This is a genomic window from Bacillus sp. KICET-3 (assembly GCF_033261025.1).
In the GTDB taxonomy this organism is placed as follows: domain Bacteria; phylum Bacillota; class Bacilli; order Bacillales; family Bacillaceae; genus Bacillus; species Bacillus sonorensis.
The window spans coordinates 849,289-871,162 of sequence record NZ_CP137345.1 but is presented as its reverse complement, the minus strand read 5'-3'; the positions used below and the strand labels follow the sequence as shown (position 1 = coordinate 871,162).

The following is a 21,874-nucleotide window of genomic DNA, read 5'->3' as shown; positions in this document are numbered from 1 at the left end:
GCAGTCTAGGTAGGCCGAGCAGCGGAGCGGAGCGAATGTTGGCATTCGTGAGCACCGACGCGCAGGCCTGACAACGAATGCGGGGGTTTGTCGACACGCTGAGCAATCGGCGGATCACCGATTGCTTTTTTCCGCCAGTAAACTGGCTTTCATTTCGTCTACCGATTCGACCTCAAACCCCAGGTCATGCAGCATTTTTTCGTCTTCTGTTTCCTTCTGCCCGGCCGTTGTTAAATAATCTCCGACGAAAATAGAATTGGCGGCATACAGCCCTAACGGCTGGAGAGAGCGAAGGTTGACTTCCCTGCCCCCGGAAATGCGGATTTCCTTTGTCGGGTTGATAAAACGGAATAAGGCTAAAACCTTTAAACAGTAGAGCGGATTCAATTCATTGACCCCTTCTAGCGGTGTACCGTCAATGGCATGTAAAAAATTAACCGGAATCGAATCAGCATCAAGCGCTCTTAAGCTTTTCGCCATATCGACCACATCTTGCTTCGTCTCCTTCATGCCGACAATGACGCCTGAACATGGAGACATGCCCGATTGTTTTGCGATTTCCACTGTATTGACCCGATCATCATATGTATGTGAAGTTGTAATATTTGAATGATTGTTTTTTGACGTATTGACATTGTGATTGTATCGATCAACCCCTGCTTCTTTCAGCCGCAGCGCCTGCTCCGGCTTTAAGATCCCAAGGCATGCACAGACTTTTAAACCATAGGTATCTTTAATTTCTTGTACAGCATCAACGACTTGATCGATTTCCCGATTTGACGGCCCTCTGCCGCTTGCCACGATACAGTACGTTCCGATATTTAAATCGTGTGCACGCTTTGCCCCCTCAAGCAATGTCTTTTTGTCCACCATCCGGTACGAATCAATCGGCGCTTTTGAGATTGCAGATTGTGAGCAGTAGCCGCAATTTTCCGGACACAGGCCGGACTTTGCATTCATAATCATATTGAGCTTCACTTTTTTTCCATAAAAATGTTTTCTAATTTGAAAAGCGGCATGCATAAGCAAGAGGATTTCTTCATCTGGACATTCTAAGATCGCAAGTGCCTCTTGGTCTGTTACTTCCCCGCCGTCTAATACTCTTTCGGCAAGATCCATCCATTGATTCATCGTTCTGCCCCCATTTGCATTTGATTCATGATCAAGGAAATATCTACATGTTCCTCTATCATGTGTTGAATGTTTTCTGCTGTTATCTGTTTAAGCTTTGGCGTTATGCCTAAAATCGGCATATCGCATAATGTTTCAATCATGTTGGGATTGGTTTCTTCATCAAGGCCCGGACGGCCGCTGATTCCATTGATAACGATGCCGAGCAGCTGAAGACCCATGCTTTTCGCATATTGAACCGTTAAGTAAGTATGGTTGATCGTGCCAAGATCAGGCCTTGCGACAATGACGACCGGCAATTCCAGCGCCTTGATCAAATCGCTGACCAAATAATCGTTTCCGAGCGGGACCGCGATCCCGCCTGCTCCCTCGACGATGAACAAATCATGCTGATCCCTTATCTTTTGCCAATGATCCACGGCCTCTTTCAAGCCGACCGGCTTTCCTTCGAGCACTGAAGCGGTGTACGGAGCAAGCGGCTCTTTAAACTCAAAAGGCGTGATGTCTTCGTAAGAGAGAGACGATTGCGACATTTCCTTCAACAGCGCTGTATCGCTGGTCGGATGACTCCGCGAAATCCCGCTCAAAAACGGCTTAAACACCCCGACATCCACCTTTTTCTTCTTCAATAAAGCAGCAAGGCCGCAAGAAATGACCGTTTTCCCAACACCCGTATCAGTTCCTGTCACAAAAAAACCCTTCATGTTCCCATATCAACTCTTTTCTCATTGATTGAAATCCCTCTAGCAAATCATCTATGTCGCCCAAACTGCGGTCAGCGGTGACTGTCAGCCTGATCCGGCTTTCTCCCGCCGGAACCGTCGGCGGACGAATAGCCGGCGCAAACAGTCCCTTTTCCTTTAAACCATCCGCAAGCAAAACGGCTTTTTGAGCATCGCCGATGATGACGGGCAAAATCGGCGTTTGTCCTCCTCTTACCGCAAATCCCATCTGTTCAAGACCGGCTTTTATCATTTTTACAGATGAAAGCATTAAGCGCCGCTTCTCCCGGCTGTCCTCTATGATCTTCAAGGCTGTATATGCAGCCGCACAGCTCGCCGGCGGGATCGCCGTCTGAAATATAAACGTTCTGGCATGATTCAGCAAAAAATCAATCAGCACTTGAGAACCTGCGGCAAAACCGCCTTCCGTGCCAACAGCCTTGCTTAACGTGCCGATGACAACATCGGGGCGGACGCCGAAATATTCGCTCGTCCCTCCTCCGTTTTTCCCCAGAACCCCTGTCGCATGCGCATCATCAACAATAACGAAGGCTTTGTAGCGCTCAGCGAGCGGGATGATCTTATCAAGAGGCGCAATCGTCCCATCCATGCTAAAGACTCCGTCTGTTACAATAAAGCGCCGAAAGCAGTCTTGCACCGCTGCAAGCTTCTTTTCAAGATCATTCATATCAATATGGCGGTAAACAACCGTGTCGGCTTTTGAGAGGCGGCAACCGTCAATAATGCTGGCATGATTGAATTGATCGCTTAAGATCACGTCTCCTTTTTCAGGCAATGAAGAAAGGACGCCGATGTTGGCCAAGTATCCGCTTGAAAACAAAAGCGCCGCTTCCGTCTGTTTAAAATCCGCGATTTTCCGCTCGAGTTTTTTATGCCAGTCTGTGTTGCCTGTCATCAGCCGTGAGCCGCTGCTGCCCGCCCCGTATTGGAGCAGCGCCGTTTCCGCGGCCGAAATCAATCGTTGATCTTTCGACAAGCCCAAATAATCATTTGATGCCCAGTTGACTTGTCGTCTATCATGGATGTCCGCATTAGATTCCACCGTCTGCAGCGTTCGAAAAAGCCCCTCCGTTTTCGTCCTGTCAAGCCGGCTGCTTAACCATTCATTAAAATTCACGGCTTGTCACCTTATCGATCGCTTGTTTTATGATGGAAACCATCGCCTCCAGCTCTTCCACAGTACTCGCAAGCGGAGGCAGGAAGGCAACGACATCACCCAGCGGCCTCGTCAGCATCCCCAGCTCTCTCATTTTTAAAGAAACCTGGTACCCGACCCGCCAATCAGAAGGATAGGCTAATTTCGTCTCCTTTGATTGCACAAGCTCTATCCCGCACATAAAACCGAGCTGCCGGATATCGCCCACATGAGGGAGCGTATTGAGGTCCTGAAGAAGCGAATAAAGGACTTTCGATTTTTCCGCTACCTGTGTAACGATGTTTTCAGATTCAAATAAACGCAAATTTTCAATCGCAACTGCACACCCAAGCTGATTTCCTGTATAGGAGTGTCCGTGGAAAAACGTTTTTTGTTTTTCATAGTCATCGTAAAATGCACTGTAAATCTCCTCTGTTGCAAATGTCACGGCAATCGGCAAGTACCCTCCGGTAATTCCTTTCCCTGCCGCCATTAAATCGGGCTGAACGCTTTCGTGCTCACAGGCAAACATTTTTCCGGTGCGGCCAAACCCCGTCGCCACTTCATCGACAATCATTAAGACGTCATATGTCGTGCAAAGCTTGCGAACCCCCGACAAAAATCCTTCAGGCATTACGATCATGCCGGATGCTCCTTGCACCATCGATTCGATTGACAGTGCCGCTATTTCTCGATGATGCTCCATCAGCAGCTGTTCGAGTTCAGCCAGACATTCATCGCGGCACTCGTCAGGATCGCCGCTTTCAGAACGGTATACATAAGGGACATGTGCCTTGAAACTGTCAAACATGAGAGGACCGTACACATCATGAAAAAGCTCGATTGAACCGACGCTGACGGCGCCGATCGTATCACCGTGATAGCCGTTTCGCATAGAGATGAACGTTTGCTTCTCAGGCCTCCCGATGTTTTTCCAATATTGAAAAGCCATTTTCAGAGCAATTTCCATCGCCTCAGCCCCGCTGTCAGAATAAAAAACGCGCGTCAGCTTTTCCGGGCTTATCTTGATTAACGCTTCGGCAAGCTCTGTTGCTGGAACATTCGTCATCCCCAATAATGTCGAGTGCGCAATTTTGCCAAGCTGTTTTATAATTGCCTCGTCCAATTCCTTTTTACGGTGCCCGTGCACATTGAGCCACACTGAAGAAAAACCGTCGTAGTATTCCTTTCCATTGATATCTTTCAGCTTGATTCCGTCTCCGCTTTCGATGATGAGCGGATGTTCATCATAGTCTTTCATCTGTGTAAAAGGCAGCCAAAGGTGCTCTTTGCTTTTTTCAATTAATGATCGCCCCATCTTTTACCTCCCGCTTGAATCAATACAGGCTTTTTTTCCAAATCATCGATGCAAGTCTTCAAATCTGTTAATCCATCAACAAAAAAAACGCGGCAGCCGCTTTCGTCTCCATATTCTTTCATCTTTGTAATCCGCTGATAGCCCAGCTTTTGGCCGGCGACGTATCCCGTTATGTAATCCGGATCATCTGACCAGCATAATTCGGCGATGACGGCCGGATGCCTGCATACCTTAGTTGCAATGGCAAGCGCCTCTTTGATTCGTGAGTTTAGCGGTGCTCCATGACTGGCCGCCCATTGTGCAAAATCGGCTTCCGGCCAATCCAGCCTGGAGACCCGTACACCTTTTTCTTCTCTCCCATCAATCCGCTTGCCTGAATCGATATCAAACAATACGGCCCCCCTCACATCCGAGTATTGATCGATTTCCTGAAACACTTTGTCAATGCTCTGTGCAGGAACGCCTGCTTTGCTAAGCAGTGCAGCCGCCAACACTCTTCCGTCTTCTGCCGTGCAAACTTCATTTGTTTCAATCTGTAAAGGCTGAAGCGGCCTTATCGGTTCGTCCACACGTTCAAACTGAACTTGCATAAAGTCCGGTTTCCCCCGTGAATGAGATAAGCCTTTATCCAATAAAGCATTTACCGCATCCTTTAAACCGTTGAAAGAGGCGAGCCGTTCTCCCCCGGAAATATGTTTTCCGCCATTTTCATGCGAACCGTTTTGAGAAGCTCTCATTCTCACGCTGAAATATGTTTCTCCCTGCATCTGATCACCCCCCTTAAATGTTAACTTGTTTTTATTTTAAGTTAACATTATAAATAGAATATTAGTATCGACTGCATGTTATGTCAATATCACAGGGACAATCCGCCCCATAATAAAAAAGACAAAAGAGGACAGGAGGCTCCTCTTTTGTCTTGTTAGATCTTATGAATTATACTTTTTTAATCTGCCAATCAAACGGATCGGGCAGAAGCGACCAATCATCCGCCATCTCGGAATCCGTAAGCAGGCATCGATCCGCTTCAGCCGAAATCTCTTCTGGAGAAAGGTCGAGTCCGATAAAAACAAGCTTTGTATGGCGGTCTCCGAATTCGGGATCCCATTCTTGCAAAAACTCGGGCTCATCTCTCAAGATTCGTTCCTGCTCCTGCTTCGGCAAGGCCGCGACCCAATACGAAATCGGCTCAAGACTGGCGGACGGACCGGCCTGCGACATCAGCAGGGCGAGGCTGTTTCTCGTCGCGCACCAGGCGATTCCTTTCGCCCTGACCACGTTTTCCGGCAGTGAATGAATCCAGTTATAAAACCGCTCTGTATGAAACGGACGGCGCGCTTCATAGACGAAGGAAGAAATTCCGTATTCTTCAGTCTCAGGCGTATGCTGCTGATGCCCTTGATTTAATTCCCTCAGCCATCCCGCCGAATTGCTTGCCTTCTCAAAGTCAAACAATCCTGTATTCAAAATCTCCCCCGGGTCAACTTCCCCTTTTACCGCCCTGATCATTTTCGCAGCCGGCTGCAATGTTCTCAGCACTTTTTCAAGTTTTTCCAGTTCCTCTTGAGAAACAAGATCACATTTGTTCAAAATCATGACATCGCAAAATTCGATTTGATCAATGAGCAGATCGGCAATGTCCCGTTCATCCTCTTCACTAACGGCTTCTTTTCTGTCCAAAAGGCTGTCCCCGGATTGAAAGTCACGCCAAAAGCGATTGGCATCGACAACAGTCACCATCGTATCCAGCCGGCAAAACCGGGTTAAATCAATCCCCAGTTCTTCATCAATGTAGGAAAAGGTTTGCGCGACCGGTATCGGCTCGCTGATCCCGGTCGATTCAATCACGATATAATCGATATTCCCTTGTGTGGCAAGCTTTTCAACTTCGACGAGCAAATCCTCTCTCAGCGTGCAGCAAATGCAACCGTTTGACATTTCCACGAGCTTTTCATCTGTCCTTGAAAGACCTCCCCCTTGTTTGACAAGGCCGGCGTCGATGTTCACTTCGCTCATGTCATTGACGATGACGGCAACCTTCAGTCCCTGGCGGTTTTGCAATATGTAATTCAAGAGCGTCGTTTTGCCCGCCCCCAGGTAGCCGCTTAATACTGTTACAGGAATTTTGTTGTTCATTGTCATTCTCCTTCTTCACTTTTATAAATCGTAATTATTACGATTTATATGTTATTTCATCACATTTCAATCCAAAATGCAAAACCATTCATGAAAACAGCAGCTTCCATATGCACAGCAGAGCTAGAGCTGAAACAGCAGCTGTCACCATCTGTTTTCCCACGAGGCCTGCAGCAGCTTTCATTCCCAATTCTTTTGCGATTGTCAAGACCGTCACCATGCAGGCCGAAAAGGTCGATGCCAGATAAACCAATAAAAAAAGCGTGCCTCCGGATAAAGAATGCAAAAGTGCACCCCCGTCTTCATTAAACAGTAAAATTCCATCTTTCCTGATCATTGAAAAAACAAGGCCGGGCGCAGCTTCCGCCGGGGCTCCGAACGCTTTCAAAACCGGCGACACCAGCATTGTGAAAAAACGAATGATACCCAGTTCATGCAATACCGTTGCCGCCAGACAGATGATGAAAAAGATCGGCATGGCCTGAAACATAAACTGCTTAAGCACCGTTTTCACCCGAAATGCAGTTCCTTTCCATGAAGGCCGCTGCAAAAAGGATGCTCTGTTTTTAAAATAAGAGGACCACTTTTGTTCTGCCGGATACCAAAAGCGATTATGCACGGCCCCGACTGTGACGAGAGTCAGCAGATATGGAATAAAAAGCCACTCTTTTCCTCCCGCATGAAAAATCGAAAGGGAAGCACCGATTTGGTAGCTGCATGCAGAACCGAATGAGATCATTGAAACACATTGCCTCCGGGTGCATATGCTGCATGAACGGGTCTGCTGAACAGCCACGACATTACAGCCAAACCCGGTTATCAGCGGCACTAAATCCTGGCCGTTCATGCCGATTTTTCTCATCAAGGGATCCAATGAATCAACGATTCGATCCTTTAAGCCCGAATCATCTGCCGCAGCATTGGCTGCCGACATGAATAAAACGACCGGGAACGCCCAAACGAATGAATAAATGCCGAGAGTAAAAAGGCCATAGTTCCCCGCAAATATCGCTCCAAGCCAGGACGGCCAGCCTTCCGCCGCTTTTTTCAGCGGATCGATCAGCCATTCGTCCGCATACTGCTGCCCCCATCCGGAAACATGATAAGCCGCGATCACCGGCAGCATAAACAACACACATAAAACAGTGAGCGAAAGAAGCGGCCCCCAGATGCGATGGTCAAACCACATGTGTCGGGGAGGCGCAGATGCAAGCTTTAAGCATTCCATCTGTTTGCGTTTCAGCGGATGAAATGAAGCATCCTTTCTCAAAAAAGCAAAGAGTCGCTCTTTTTTGCTTTCCGTCATCCTTCGCGAATCGATGAGCATCACCGGCAAATCGTACCGTTCGATGTGATCAGAAAGCGCAAGGCGCATCTCCCGCGTCATTTTGTCTTTAAAGGTCACGATAAAATAGACATGTTGACACTCAGGGGGAATCAACCCGATGATCGTTTGAAGCTCTTCAGAAAAATGCGTGCCTCTTAAAACGACAATCGTGTGATCCGCTTTTTCAATTTCTCTCTTCAACGCTCTTTGTGTGAGGCTGTCATCCGGCCGAAGCCCGGGCGCATCCACGACCACCCAGCCTTGAAGGCTCTTGATCTCCCTTTCGGTAACAAAAACCGTCGAACCTTTGACATTGGTCTCTTCTCCGGCTTGCTGGTCTGTGATGGCGGAAAAAAGCGTCGTTTTTCCGACCGACTCCAATCCGACCAGCAGCAGCCGTTGCTGTTGCTTCGGTTTTTTTAACATTCGCACTGAACCTCACAGCAGCTCAAATCAGTCAGAAACATTTGGTTTTCCTTGTATTCTGAAAGCACCTTTTCATCCAGCGGATGCCCTAATTTTTTCAACAGGTGCTCCGCAATCACCGCAAATCTTTGCCGGAATTTATAAATAAAACAAAAGACGGCTTTTTGATGCTGGACACTGGGCCCGATTACATACAGGTTTTCCGTAATTGTCGACATATCCGCGTCTGTCAGCAGCGGTTTGCCGTTTTCCGCCCATTCAAATAAATGTTTGATCTGTTTGGTGCCTGAATAAAATCCAGTCGCAATAATCGGCTGTGTTTCAGAGCGGATTTTTCGGCCGTCGGCCAAATGCAGATCATATGCTGCGTCTTCCTTTTTCGTCATTTTCGCGACCCTGGCGTTTTCTAAAAAATGCACTTTTTCTTTTTGGTAAGCAGCTTCAATACGCTCCCGCGTATACGGCGATAGCGCCCGGCTCGGATCGGCCTCATCGTTTTCCCTTATCGAATTCGGCATGACCACCGTCACATCACTTCCATACTCTGCGAGCTGAAAAGCGGCGTCCATTGCGCTTTCATAACCGCCGACCACATAATAATGGGCTGTTTCAAATTGACTCCATGAGGCGACTTTGCTGTTATGCAGTCCAAGTTCTGCGCCCGGAAAAGAATGCTTGGGAAACTGGAACTCCCCCGTCCCCCAAATCACGGATCTGGCTTTTAGAACTCCTTGATCCGTTTCAACCAAAAAGCCGTCCTTGTCTTTATGCAGCTTCCGCACCGCCGTGCCTTCTGCTAGAGGCAGCTGAAAATGGCGGGCTAAAAGGTGTAAATACTCCGCGTACTCAGATCCGCTTAAATGCTCGCGCTGAAACGTAAAAGCCGGCGATGTCCCCGGGGCGACAGCATTTAAATCTAAAGCGCCAAATCCCTGTCCTGTAAAGGAAGGTGTAATCAGTCTCATTTCTTCGGGCCAGCGATAAAACGAGGCTCCTGCACGATCTTTTTCTAAAATCACGAACGATTCAAAACCGAGCTTTTTCAGAACGATTCCCATTCCAATGCCTGCGGGACCCGCTCCGACAATAACGATTTCGCTGTCCTGCAATATCAACCACTCCTTAAACGAAATCATTTCGATTTAAAACACGACCACTTGATTTTATCACAGCTGTCCCTCAAAATAAATAGTAATAATTACGATTTAACAGCGAAAGGAGTCTCTTCTATGAAATACGACCTTCAATTGCCGGCAAAACCGGAACGACACCGCCTTTTTGGATCTGTCGAGGCGGTAAAAGGAACAAAACCAACCGATAAAGAACAGATGAAAGATATTCAAAATACACCGAACGATTATTTATTTGACATTGACCAGGTCGGCATTACAAACGTTTCCCACCCGATCCGCATCACATCGGCAGTCAAGCCGTTTTCCCAGACGACGATCGGTTCATTTTCGTTAATGACTCATCTTGCGCGCGGCAGGAAAGGCATCAACATGAGCCGGCTGACTGAACAATTGCAGCGATACCATACGGAAAACTGGATCGTCGGACTTGATTCACTCAAAGACTTTACGAAGGAACTGGCGGTCAACATGGAACAGCAAGGCGCAGCAGTGTCTCTCGCATTTCCATGGTATTTTGAGCGGCTCAGCCCGGAACTCGAATTCCCCGGACTGATGCACGCCGATATTCATATGAATGTTTCGTATCATCAAAAAGAAGGCTGGACCGGGACCGTTGGCATCACGGCTAAAGTGGCGACACTTTGCCCCTGCTCAAAAGAAATCAGCGAGTACAGCGCCCACAATCAGCGGGGCGTCATCAAGATCACAGCGCACATCAATGACAGGGCCGCCATGCCCGAAGATTTTAAAACAGAGCTTCTGGCCGCAGCGGAAACGAATGCCAGCGCGAAGCTCCATCCCGTCTTAAAAAGACCCGACGAAAAAAAAGTGACCGAACAGGCCTACGAGAATCCGCGATTTGTCGAAGACCTCATTCGCCTGATAGCGGCTGATTTGTATGAAATGGATTGGATTGCGGCATTTGAGATCGAATGCCGCAATGAAGAATCGATTCATTTGCATGATGCCGCCGCGAGGTTGGCGTATTCCAAAATATAAAAGCACAGGCTGCCGGATGTTCCGGCAGCCATTTAGGCGTTAAGCAGGCTTTGATCGAGCCAGTATACGGCTGTTTTTAAACAGCAGCATGGAAAACAAGTACAACACCGCTGTAAACAGTGCAACCGCGAAAAATCCTCCGAATTGGGAATATAACAGCCCGGCCGCTGAAGCCCCGGCCGTTTGCCCTATGTACATGCAGGAATTTGCCAGTGACGCAATCGTCCCTCTCGCTTGAGGCGCTGAGCTTTGCAACAGGCTCATCATCAAAGTGAAAATCATACCTGTCATGAAAAACATCACAAAAAAGATGGCTTCGAAAAGCGAAATCCGCGTCGTTTGCGAAAGGATGACATACAGCACAGCCAAAACCGCAATTCCGGCATACAACGAATACGCCTTGCCCAGCTTTGCCGCTACATGAACGCCCAGTGTACTCCCAAACACATTCCCCAATCCAAGAATAAGCATCGCGGTTCCGATTTGGCTGACATTTAACCGAAAATCATCCGCAAGCCATGTCCCCAAAAAAGAAAAAGCCGCAAAGTTCCCTGTTTGAAAGATAAAATACGCGAAAAATGTTTTAAACACCTTTGGCTCCGAAAGCAGCATTTTGTAGCGGGCCGCGATCAAAATGTTTCCCGCCGTCTTCTGACTTGGCTTCAAATCAGGCAAAACGAGATGAATGAACCATACAAAGAAAAACGAACAAACGCCAAGAATCAAAAATGGGGCAGACCAATGAATGGAAGCCAGGTACCCTCCGATCGGCAAGCCCAGCATCTGCGAGAAGGATAAGCCTGCCGCGGCGATCCCCATGCTTTTCACCATTCGTTCCTTGGAAACGAGAGCTGGAATCGAAGCCCACACTTGCGGAGTGACAAACGCGGCGCTGACCCCGGCCGCAAAACGCAGGAAAATCATAATCCAAAAATCAGGAGCAAATCCGCTTAAAAATGTGCTTGTTCCAAAAGCGGCCATTCCCCAGGTCATCACCGTTTTTCGATTCAGCCCGTCAGAAACCGGACCTGCGATTAAAGCAAATAAAGCATAGCCAAGCGCATATGCGCTCACTAGCCAGCCCGAGATTTCCAACGGAACGCCGTACAGTTCCCTTAAAGTCGGAAGCAATGGAGAAATTAAAAATGTATCCGTGCCAATCATAAACATGATTCCAAAGAAAAGCGGAAGCACTTTTTTCAATCACTGTCACCCTTTCGGTTATCTCTTATTCTATTGTTCGAATATATTCGAACAATAGAATAATATCATCTTGTATGCTACCATTCAAATCATAAGTATATTTACGCAAGGAAGGTGAATCACATTGAGGACGCTTTACCATCCAAACCGGAGCGACATCAGCTTATCTGCTGTTCTTTACGCCCTTAGTGATCAAATCAGACTTCAAATCATTAAACATCTAGCAGAAGCCGGCGAACAATCGTGCAGCGCTGTCAATATCCCCATTCCAAAATCAACCCTTTCCCATCATTTTAAAGTGCTGAGGGAATCGGGAGTGATCTATACGAGAATAGAAGGCACACAGCGCTTTATTTCGCTTCGCCAAGATGACTTGAACAGCCGCTTTCCAGGCTTGCTTCAAGCTATATTGCAGGCAGCCGAGCCGTTGTAAATCTTTCACATAAAAAACCTGCCGGCGTTTATCCGGCAGGTTTTTTATGATTGTTCAAGCTCTTCGATCAGCAGAGAAAGCTCGGTCCAGCGCTCCATTGCTTCGTCAAGCTCTGCGGCCGTTTTGTTTTGCTCCTCCATCAAGGACTGAATTGTTTCAAAATCGCTGCCCGCAGCGGCGATTTCCTCTTCCAGTTGCTTATGTTTTTCCTCCAGAAGTGCGATTTTATCCTCAATGCCTTCCCATTCGAGCTGATCCTTATAGGAAAGCTTTTTCCTTTTCTTTTTCTCAGGCTTAGCAGGGGCGCTTTCTTCAGCAGCCGGTTTCTGGCGGTTCAGTTCCTTCTGCTTTTCCATATATTCGCTGTACGAGCCGTGAAAGCGCGAGATGATCCCGTTCCCTTGAAACACGAGAAGACGGTCGACGACCCGGTCAAGGAAGTAGCGGTCATGGGATACTGTAATGACAACGCCCGGGAACTGCTCAAGATAGTCTTCCAGCACGCCAAGCGTCTCGGTATCCAAATCGTTTGTCGGCTCATCGAGAAACAGGACATTCGGCTCCTCCATCAGCACTTTCAATAGATAGAGGCGGCGTTTTTCCCCGCCGGACAGCTTGCGAATGTAGCTGCGCTGCATCCGGCGCGGAAACAGGAACCTTTCCAGCATCTGCTCGGCGGAAATCACCTGTCCATCGGCTGTTTTGACGATCTCAGCCGTCTCTTTGATATACTCCATGACTTGCAGCGTATCATCCATCTCGCTGTGGTCTTGTGTATAATAGCCGATTCTGACAGTCTGGCCGATCGTAATCGAGCCCGCTTCAGGCTCAAAACGTCCGGCGAGAGCGTTTAACAGCGTCGTCTTGCCGATGCCGTTCGGTCCGATGATGCCGACCCGGTCGCCGGGGACGATCAGCTCCTGAAATCCGGCGATGAGCTGTTTTCCGCCGCGGCTGATGCCGACTCCTTCAGCCTCGATCACCTGCTTTCCAAGGCGGTAGGAACCGATCGCAAAATCAAGGGATGAAGCGGCTTCAGGCGCGTCCTGCTCCTTCAGCTCTTCCACGCGCTGAATTCGCGCTTTCTGTTTTGTCGAACGTGCCTTTGCCCCCCTCCTCAGCCAGGCAAGCTCCCTCCTGAGCAAGTTTTGCCGCTTCGTTTCGTTCTGTTCAGCGAGTGCTTCACGTTCAGCCCGCTTTTCCAAAAACACTTCATAATTCCCTTTATACGTATAAAGGCGGCCGCGATCCAGCTCATAAATCCGGTTTGTCACGCGGTTGAGGAAATAGCGGTCATGAGTCACGAGAACAACTGAGCCCGGGTAGCCGCTTAAATAACCTTCAAGCCATTCGATCGTTTCATTGTCAAGATGGTTTGTCGGCTCATCCAAAATCAGGAGGTCGGCGGGCTGTATCAATGTCTTCGCAATCGCCACCCGCTTTTTTTGCCCTCCGGAAAGGGTGCCGACGTCTTTAGCCACATCTCCGACACCCAGCTTCGTCAAAATCGTTTTCGCCGCCGTGTTCGCGTCCCAGGCGCCATGCTCATCCATTTTTCCTTGTGCGGCCAGGAGGTTTTTCTGTTTCTCCGGATCTTCCGGAGACGCGTTCAGCTCTTGCAAAGCCTTTTCATACATCCTCATCGTCCGCATCATGACGGAATCTCCCGAATATATATACTCAAGCACCGTTTGTCCGCCGTCCAAGTCCGGCTCTTGATGCAAAAACTCGGTATGGAGGCTGCCGCTTCTCGTCAACACGCCTTTCTCCGTCGATTCATTGCCGGCGATCACCTTCAGCAGCGTGCTTTTTCCTGTTCCGTTCGGACCGATCAAGCCGATCCGTTCGTTTTCTTCGATATGAAATGATATATGATCAAACAGTGTTTTGTCTCCGTATGTTTTATATAAACCTTCCGCTTTTAAAATGCTCATGTGTCTACCAATCCTCACCTAAATTCATAACTTTATTGTAAATCAGTTATGAAAAGAAAACTAGTGAGAGGTATATGAATATGTCAACAAAGGGCATGAGCTTACCGCAAAACGACCGGAAGCCAGACATAAACGCCTGCGACGATGATCAAAACGCCTGCGACATTCAGCCAAAAACCGGCTTTGATCATGTCCCGCATATTCAATACATTGGCGCTGAAGACGGCGGCATTCGGCGGAGTCGAAATCGGCAGCATGAAGGCGCATGATGAAGCAAGCGCCGCTGCCGCCATCAGCCCGTACGGTTCAACATGAAGCGCGGCTCCGAGTCCGACCGTCATCGGAATTACCATATTGGCGACAGCCGTATTCGACATAATCTCCGTCATAAATAAAATCGCCGCCGTTAATACGATTAAAACAAACAAGTAAGGATGTCCTTCCAAAAGCTTCAGCTTTCCGGCAATCCACCCCGTTAGATCCGTTTTGGAAAAACCGGCCGCAAGCGACAAACCGCCCCCGAACAAGAGAAGCATTCCCCAAGGCAGCGACTGCATATCCTTCCATTCCAAAATCCGCTCGTCTCTCGTGCTCGGAATCAAAAAAAACAGAACCGCCCCAAGAATCGCGATCGATGTATCAGTGATGGCAAATGGAAGCAGAAATTTAAACATCCATAAAAATGCCGTCAGCAAAAAAACGGCCAGCACCGATTTTTCTTCCCGTGTCATCGCGCCAAGCGCTTTGAGATCATGATCGATAAAATCGGGCTTTTTTCCTTCAAAGCGGCTGACTTTAAACTGCACCTTCGTTAAATACACGTATAACATGATTAAAAAAATGACAGTAATCGGAAAACCAAATAAAAACCATTCAAAAAACATAATGTCGCGATTCAGCATTTGTCTGGACATTGCCGCAAATACCGCATTCGGAACGGAGCCGACCAGTGTGGCGAGCCCGCCGATGGAAGCGGCATATGCCACGGCCAAAAGAATGCTTTTGCTGAATTTCTGAAGCGAATCCCCTTTTAATATTTCTTTTTCCTGCACTTCTTTAATGACGGCGAGGGCGACCGGCAGCATCATCAGCGCGGTAGCCGCATTTGAAATCCACATTGACAGAAACGCCGTCGCCAGCATCACGCCAAGCACGATCCGGTGGCTTTCCGCACCGATCAGCTTCAAAATGTGAAGCGCCATCCGTCTGTGCAGACTCCATTTCTCAATGGCGACCGCAATGATAAAGCCCCCCATATACATAAACACAATCGGATCGCCATATGCTTTAGCGGCCGTGTCCATATCCAAACCGCCTAATGTCGGCAGCAGAATGACGGGCAATAAAGATGCCGCCGGAATCGGCACGGCTTCCGTGATCCACCAGACGGCCGTCCATGCCGTTACAGCCAGAACGATCCGGGGGGCGTGCGCCAGTTCAGCCTCGGGAATGAGGCCAAAAATCAGCAAAAAACCGATCGGCCCCAATAGCAGCCCGGTCAGCTTTGTTTTTGTGTATACTTTCATATCCCTTCCCCCTTGAAAGCGGTTTCTATTAAACACTTTCGATTAGGGTCAGGGAAATTCCTTTTAAAAATTTAAAATAAAATTTTAATTATATACCGGAATCGAAAATACTAAAAAACCCGATCAAGATCAGCCTTGATCGGGCTTATAAAAATGTCATAAACCATCACCAGAGCAAAAAGAGCTTCAATAAAGGAAATGGAAACAATCACTTGCTTTCCCGGCGGACATTAGCTTTTGATTAAAAATAAAATACAATAAAGAAAGATGCAGTCCCTCTCCTGACAATATACTTACATCCGGACTCCCGTATCCCCATTGCTATGCTTGTTCCCCGTTTCTTTTTCTGCTGTTCATTTGCTCCAGCTGCAGCACATATTGTTTCTCAGCCAAATCGAGATTTTCATAGCCTATTTCTTTTACAATTTCAAGGTATTCGTCCGGATCAGATACTTTCTCAAGCTTTGCCTTCAGCTCTTTCATCCTCCGTTTTTCGGCTACTTCTTTTTTTATGGCGAGATATTCCCGCGTCTTCTTCAGTATTTCATCGCTTTGCTTGAATGCCTTGCTGCCATAATAGGCTTTCTCATTGAAGTGAATCGGCTGTGCCTTCTTTTCTTGCCCCGCAGCCTCCATTAACGCTTTTCCTCTGGCTGATATATGGTCTTGGCTGGCTTCTGATGTCCCGTATTCTTTTTTGAATTGTGAATCCAGTTGTTCGATCTTGTCAACCGTACATTCCCGCTTCACTTTTGAAGCGCTCATGTGCCGGTTGAAATCAGCAGTCGAAAAGGCTTGTAAATCGATCATATCGGTAATGCCCTGAAAAATGGCTTCAAGTGTTTTTTTCTGCCGTGCAACGATTGCCTTTGATTTTTCATCCGCTTGGGCTAATTCTTGTTCCAAAAAAGCAATATCAACAAAAGTGTCTTCACCCAGCCCGGCTTCTTCTGCGGCGGCGGATATACTGTCCAAAAAAGCGATCTGCATGTCGATCATATCCAGCCATTCATCAACAATTGCGGCATGCTCCCTGTAAAATGCTTTGATATTGTCAGCACCTTTTCCTTGAAAATCGTCACCCAAATCTGCCATTCCCATAAACGCTTTTCTCAATTCGACAAACTTTCCCCTTATTTTCCTGTATTCACCTGAACGAGCTTCCATTGCAGTTATTAGTGTTTTTGCTTCATATACCTTCATGGAGACAACCCTTCCTAAAGCCTTGCTCAAGACTATCTTACCATTTCGCGGAAGGGAATTGGTGAATGCATCCTGAATATCCATTAAAATGGCATTTTACTATAGAAAAAAAGCTGCCCGGTTCTCCGGCAGCTTTCCTCTTTTTTGTTTATTTTTCGAATTGATATTCGGCCATTTTCGCGAGGTTTTGCGCGTTGCTGCTGATTTCCTGCATGGTCGCCGAAATTTGTTCGACGCCGGCAGCCTGACCGCTTGTATGTTCATTAATCACTTCAATCGAATGCTCAAGCTCTTTCAATAAAGCGTGAATCTTTTTCGTGATTTCATCAATCTGGCCGACATTTTCCTTGGAATGCGTCGCAAGCTTTCTGATTTCGTCGGCCACGACGGAGAACCCTTTTCCTGATTCACCCGCTCTGGCCGCTTCAATCGCTGCATTCAGCCCAAGGAGATTGCTTTGATCTGATATGCCTTTTACGGTAACAGATATTTTTTCGATTTCTCCCGCGCTTTCGCTGACTTGCTTTGCCTGCTTGGAGATGCCGGACATCTGCTCGGAAAAACCGCTGACAGATTCGGCGATATCCTGTATGGCTGAAGCGGTCTGGTCGACGATGACCGACAGGCTTTCCGCGACGCGGTGAAGCTGATCTGATTTTTCCAGGCTTGTGCCAAGTCCTACGCCGCCGATGACCCGCCCTCTTTCGTCATGGAGCGGAATCGCCCTTGCGGCAAGCGGGAAGCCGAACAGCTCTTTTGGCACCAGGCTGGCTTTCTTTTGATTCTGACGGATCGCTTCCGTGATAATGTCTCCTTCCTGCAATGGATCGCCGGGTTTGACATTCAGGGAAAACGTTTTCCCGGGAATATTGATGATCAGTTTTTCCGTGTCATATATCCCCACTGTCACATCATCCTGTATCAGCTGATTCAGGAAAGGCGCGACTTTCACAAACGCATCCAGCAGAGGATGGATGTCTGTCTTTACTTCACTCATATCATAAACCTCCTTTTAATATGGAAACATTCTTTTTTGATGCTGAACAGAGACCCATTTTAATGTCGTAAATTCATCAAGGCTCCATTCTCCGTTCAGCCTTCCGAGGCCGGACTGTTTTTCCCCGCCGAAAGCAATGTGCGGCTCGTCGTTGATCGTTGTGTCATTGACATGGATCATGCCCGTTTCAATCTGTTTGGCGATTTCAACGCCGCGTTCCACATTTCCTGTATGGACGGCGCCGCTCAACCCGAACGGCGTGTCATTTGCGATTCTGACCGCCTCTTCTTCCGTCTGGAACGGAATGACGCAGACGACCGGTCCGAACAGCTCTTCCCGGGCGATCGACATGTCTGGCTTCACATCCGTTAAAATCGTCGGTTCGACGAGATTTCCTTTAATATCGCCTTTAATCAGCGGAACGGCCCCTTCTTCAATTCCTTTTTCAATGGCCTTCCGCAGATTTTCCGCCTGGCGTTCATTAATGACAGGGCCGATAATCGTTTCCGGATCCATCGGATCTCCCGACTTGAACGCGGATACCTTTTGATAAAACAATTTCAAAAATTGCGGATAAACCTCTTTATGAACGAGAATCCTGTTGGCCGACATACAAATTTGGCCTTGATGGGTAAAACGGCTAAAGGCCGCGGCATTGACGGCATATTCCAAATCAGCGTCTTCTAGAACAATCAGCGCGCTGTTGCCGCCAAGCTCAAGCAGCGGCTTTTTAAAGTGCTTGATCGCAAGCTGGCCGATATAACTGCCAACCTTTGTTGAACCTGTAAATGAAATGATTCTCGGAATCGGATGCTCTACAAAGCTGTCACCGATCTCTTCAATATCCGTCACCACAACATTTAAAAGCCCCTTTGGAAGTCCGGCTTCTTCAAAAATTTTCGCAATCAAGGTTCCGCCGCAAATCGGCGTGTCCTCATGCGGCTTCAACACGACGCCGTTCCCCGCTCCAAGCGCAGGGGCAACCGATTTGACAGATAAAAAGAACGGAAAATTGAATGGACTGATCACCCCGACGACGCCCGCGGGAATCCGGTAAATCCGGTTCTCTTTTCCAGCGACAGGCGAAGGCAGGATTTTCCCTTCCATTCTGAGCGGAAATCCGGCCGCTTCTTTGATCATATTAATGACAAGATCGATTTCAAAAGCGGCTTTTAATCTTGTTCCGCCAAGCTCTTCCATAATGAGAAAGACGATCGCTTCTTTATGCTCTTCAATATAGGCTGCCGCTTTTTCCAAAATCGCCCGCTTCTCATACGGGCCGACGCGGTCCCATTTCTGTTTCGCCTCCAACGCCGCCTTATAGGCCTGGTCGATGTCATCCGGCGTGGCTTTCTGAAAAGAAGTAATCGTTTTATGGGTATAGGGATTTATATCAGCCAAGACGCTTTCGCTTTGGCCGTCCCTCCACTCCCCTCCGATGTATTGACGGTTGAGATCGGTTATTTGAATCATGTCAGGACATCTCCTATCAAACAGTTTTGGGAAAAGTTAGACTACACAACATATGTATCGGCTTACTTTCAAGAAAATTCAATATTGTAGGTCTTTTGATATAAAAAAAGATTTTACCTTGAGTTCGGCAAAATCCTGATATGATCGTCAAGCTTTATTTTCATGAGCTTTGAACAGTTCGATAATTGATTTTTCTTCTTCGCTTAGCGTATGGTTTTTGTTAAAGCAAATCGACACGTGAAAGTATGGAATGACCTCTTCGTCAAGAGGGATTTCCGCAATCTCCTCCGCATCTGACACGACCATTCTGCTCAACAGGCTGATCCCGCAGTCGACGGCAATCAAAGCTTTAAGCGTCTGGATTTTATCCGTTTGATAGACGACTTTCGGCTTGATACGATATTTTTTTGAAAAATATTGAAAGGCTGTGCGGTGTACAAATGATTGGCCGAGAACCAGCATCTTTTCATGTTCTAATTCTTGAAAGTTGATGGACTCGCGCCCGCTGAACCTATGCTGTGCGGAGGTGCAGATCACAAGCTCTGAGCGCGTGATGGGGATGCTGATGATCTTGCTGTTTTGGATAGGCGAGGACGAGCCGATGATCGCCAAATCAAGCTTATTGTCTTCGATTTTTTTCATGAGCAGCTCTGAACCGTCTTCAACCAAATTGATAAACGGCAAAAGCCCTTGATCATCAATCTGCTTCATTATACCGGCGGCATAATAGCCTCCGATGATCGGCGGCAGACCAAGGCGAATCGTCGGATGATTAAACTCTCTTATTTCCCTGACGGTATTTTCGACTTCTGTTAAAATATGTTCGGCTTTTTTCTGCAAGTACTGACCGGCAATCGTCAGTTCAACGGAACGGTGCGATTTATTGATCTCGAACAGTTTAACGCCGAGTTCATCTTCGAGGCGGTGAATCGCAAACGTCACAGAGGGCTGTGACACATAGAGGGCTTCTGCGGTCTTTGTAAAACTTCTCGTATAGCAAAGCGTCTGAAAATACTCTAAATCTTTTAAGTTCATCTCAAAGGTGTCTCCTTTATTAAAAGGCTATCATTTACAAATGATAGCCTCCTTACCGGAATGCTTACAAGTGACAGTTTTGTTAATATCGCGGTTTCCAGATGGAACGGCTGACTTCTTCTTTCACATCGGCGATGTCTCTTTGATTGATGCCGTCTTTTATCGCTTGAGCAACAACCGCTTCCGCGACGACTTTTGATACGTTTTGCAAATCCGCAACAGGAGGAAGAATAGAAGCGCCTTCCACTTTAGGATCGACCAATTCGCCTACTGCCCGGGCGGCAGCCGAAAGCATGTTTTGCGTGACGATCTTCGCTTCGGCCACGATGATTCCGAGGCCCAGTCCAGGATACATCAGTGCGTTGTTGCCTTGGCCGATTTGATATGTGACGCCATTGTATTCGACATCATCAGACGGAATGCCGGTGCACACCAGCGCTTTGCCGTCCGTCCATTTGATGACGTCAGCCGCTTTTGCCTCAATCAGTTTTGTCGGATTTGAAATCGGGAAGATGGCCGGACGCTCGACATGCTTCGCCATTTCCTTTATGGCCTCTTCGGTAAAGGCGTTCGGCGTTGTTGACGTTCCGATCAAAACGGTCGGCTTCACAAATGCGATAATGTCTTTCAAATCTTTAAGTGTTTTGCGATTTAATTCAGCTTGAGGGCGCGCGAATTTCTTTTGTCCGTCCGTCAAATCTGGCAAATCATCTGTCAGAAGCCCCTGTTGATCCACTAAATAAAACCGCTTTTTCGCTTCTTCATGCGTGATGTCATTCGTCCGCAGCATCTCTTCCAAAATTTGATTGGCGATTCCGATGCCCGCTGTACCCGCTCCGAAAATCAGCACTTTTTGCTGATTCATCGGGAGCTTTGACACTTTCATAGACCCTAACAGCGCCGCCAAAATGACAATTCCCGTTCCTTGAATATCGTCATTGATCGTACAGATGGTTGATTGATATTTTTCGAGAATCTTGGCGGCATTGGAGCGGCCGAAATCTTCCCAATGAAGCAATGCTTTCGGAAATAAGTTTGTGACTTCTTTCACAAATTTGTCGATAAATTGATCGTAAGCCCCGCCTCTTATCCGTTCGTGTTTATTTCCCAGGTAATTTGGATTGTCCAGCAGTTCTTTGTTGTTTGTTCCGACATCAAGGACAACGGGCAAAACCTTGCTTGGATCGACGCCTGCCGCAGCTGTATAAACGGCTAATTTTCCTGTCGCAATCTCAACGCCGTTGATGCCGCAGTCGCCCATTCCTAAAATCCCTTCGCTGTCCGTGACGACGATCAGGCGGATATCCCGGCCATCGGCAAAGCTTTCAAGAGCGTCTTTGATATGTTCTTGATCATGGATCGAAAGATAGACGGCATCTGGAGAAACAAAGCGGTCACTGTATTCCTCAATGGCATCTGCTACGACGGGATCATAGACGACAGGCATAAATTCGACAAGGTGTTTTTCCATCGTATAGTAAAACAGGGTGCGGTTTGTTTTGTAAATATCCATTAAAAAGATTCGTTGTTCAAGCCGTGATGACTTGCTTTGATATTGGCTGTAGACTTGCCGCTCCTGTTCTTCAATCGATTGAACGACCGGCGGAATTAAACCGTTCAGTCCCATTTCGTCCCGTTCTTCCTGCTTAAATCCGGTTCCTTTATTTAATAATGGGTTAGCTAAAATGCTCACATTTGACATATGAAAAACCTCGCTTTATC

The 21,874-nt window shown here is 47.6% G+C and carries 18 protein-coding genes; 2 read left to right on the top strand and 16 right to left on the bottom strand.

Features of this window, described 5'->3' with window-relative positions; translation table 11 throughout:
• Positions 1-114: 114 nt before the first annotated feature.
• The 8 genes from bioB to R5H20_RS04240 form a co-directional block, all read right to left on the bottom strand.
• Positions 115-1,131 carry a biotin synthase BioB gene (gene bioB, locus R5H20_RS04275; protein WP_006637404.1) on the bottom strand — a complete coding sequence of 339 codons (1,017 nt, stop codon included), beginning with the start codon at positions 1,129-1,131 and terminating at the stop codon, positions 115-117.
• Entirely contained in the window at positions 1,128-1,835 is a 708-nt protein-coding gene (gene bioD, locus R5H20_RS04270; protein WP_006637403.1) for a dethiobiotin synthase, read from the bottom strand. The genes bioB and bioD overlap by 4 nt, the downstream gene beginning before the upstream one ends.
• Entirely contained in the window at positions 1,807-2,991 is a 1,185-nt protein-coding gene (bioF, locus tag R5H20_RS04265) for an 8-amino-7-oxononanoate synthase (RefSeq protein WP_006637402.1), read from the bottom strand. The genes bioD and bioF overlap by 29 nt, the downstream gene beginning before the upstream one ends.
• Positions 2,981-4,327, bottom strand: a complete 1,347-nt coding sequence (gene bioA / locus R5H20_RS04260) for an adenosylmethionine--8-amino-7-oxononanoate transaminase (RefSeq protein ID WP_006637401.1) — start codon at positions 4,325-4,327, stop codon at positions 2,981-2,983. Before bioA ends, bioF begins: the two co-directional genes overlap by 11 nt.
• Complete coding sequence (gene bioW / locus R5H20_RS04255) at positions 4,312-5,094, bottom strand: 6-carboxyhexanoate--CoA ligase (RefSeq protein WP_006637400.1); 783 nt, start codon at positions 5,092-5,094, stop codon at positions 4,312-4,314. Before bioW ends, bioA begins: the two co-directional genes overlap by 16 nt.
• A 169-nt stretch (positions 5,095-5,263) precedes the next feature.
• Positions 5,264-6,463 (bottom strand): GTP-binding protein, encoded by a 1,200-nt coding sequence (locus tag R5H20_RS04250; RefSeq protein ID WP_006637399.1) that lies wholly within the window; start codon positions 6,461-6,463, stop codon positions 5,264-5,266.
• Positions 6,464-6,551: 88 nt separating this feature from the next.
• On the bottom strand, positions 6,552-8,216 hold the full coding sequence (locus tag R5H20_RS04245) for a nucleoside recognition domain-containing protein (protein ID WP_006637398.1): 1,665 nt from the start codon (positions 8,214-8,216) through the stop codon (positions 6,552-6,554).
• The gene (locus tag R5H20_RS04240; RefSeq protein WP_006637397.1) at positions 8,210-9,325 is read right to left on the bottom strand and encodes an NAD(P)/FAD-dependent oxidoreductase; all 1,116 of its coding nucleotides are present in this window, start codon (positions 9,323-9,325) and stop codon (positions 8,210-8,212) included. Before R5H20_RS04240 ends, R5H20_RS04245 begins: the two co-directional genes overlap by 7 nt.
• A 120-nt stretch (positions 9,326-9,445) precedes the next feature.
• On the opposite strand from R5H20_RS04240, the gene folE2 reads away from it, so the two are divergent.
• Entirely contained in the window at positions 9,446-10,348 is a 903-nt protein-coding gene (gene folE2 / locus R5H20_RS04235) for a GTP cyclohydrolase FolE2 (RefSeq protein ID WP_006637396.1), read from the top strand.
• A gap of 39 nt (positions 10,349-10,387) precedes the next feature.
• Here folE2 and R5H20_RS04230 read toward each other — a convergent pair whose 3' ends face one another.
• Positions 10,388-11,551: an MFS transporter gene (locus R5H20_RS04230; protein ID WP_006637395.1), complete on the bottom strand. Its 1,164-nt coding sequence runs from the start codon at positions 11,549-11,551 to the stop codon at positions 10,388-10,390.
• 124 nt (positions 11,552-11,675) lie between these two features.
• On the opposite strand from R5H20_RS04230, the gene R5H20_RS04225 reads away from it, so the two are divergent.
• Positions 11,676-11,984 (top strand): ArsR/SmtB family transcription factor, encoded by a 309-nt coding sequence (locus R5H20_RS04225; protein WP_006637394.1) that lies wholly within the window; start codon positions 11,676-11,678, stop codon positions 11,982-11,984.
• Positions 11,985-12,028: 44 nt separating this feature from the next.
• On the opposite strand, the gene R5H20_RS04220 is transcribed toward R5H20_RS04225, so the two are convergent.
• The 7 genes from R5H20_RS04220 to maeA form a co-directional block, all read right to left on the bottom strand.
• Positions 12,029-13,918: an ABC-F family ATP-binding cassette domain-containing protein gene (locus R5H20_RS04220; RefSeq protein ID WP_006637393.1), complete on the bottom strand. Its 1,890-nt coding sequence runs from the start codon at positions 13,916-13,918 to the stop codon at positions 12,029-12,031.
• A gap of 101 nt (positions 13,919-14,019) precedes the next feature.
• A complete protein-coding gene (locus tag R5H20_RS04215) occupies positions 14,020-15,444 on the bottom strand; it encodes an SLC13 family permease (RefSeq protein WP_006637392.1) in 1,425 nt (474 codons plus the stop codon).
• Positions 15,445-15,765: 321 nt separating this feature from the next.
• Positions 15,766-16,647, bottom strand: a complete 882-nt coding sequence (locus R5H20_RS04210) for an LXG domain-containing protein (RefSeq protein WP_006637391.1) — start codon at positions 16,645-16,647, stop codon at positions 15,766-15,768.
• Positions 16,648-16,795: 148 nt separating this feature from the next.
• Positions 16,796-17,197: a methyl-accepting chemotaxis protein gene (locus R5H20_RS23525; RefSeq protein WP_373870226.1), complete on the bottom strand. Its 402-nt coding sequence runs from the start codon at positions 17,195-17,197 to the stop codon at positions 16,796-16,798.
• A 462-nt stretch (positions 17,198-17,659) separates the two neighbouring features.
• A complete protein-coding gene (locus tag R5H20_RS04200) occupies positions 17,660-19,117 on the bottom strand; it encodes a benzaldehyde dehydrogenase (RefSeq protein WP_006637389.1) in 1,458 nt (485 codons plus the stop codon).
• A gap of 147 nt (positions 19,118-19,264) precedes the next feature.
• Entirely contained in the window at positions 19,265-20,152 is an 888-nt protein-coding gene (locus R5H20_RS04195) for a LysR family transcriptional regulator (RefSeq protein ID WP_006637388.1), read from the bottom strand.
• 82 nt (positions 20,153-20,234) lie between these two features.
• Complete coding sequence (gene maeA / locus R5H20_RS04190) at positions 20,235-21,854, bottom strand: NAD-dependent malic enzyme (RefSeq protein WP_006637387.1); 1,620 nt, start codon at positions 21,852-21,854, stop codon at positions 20,235-20,237.
• Between the last annotated feature and the right edge of the window lie 20 nt (positions 21,855-21,874).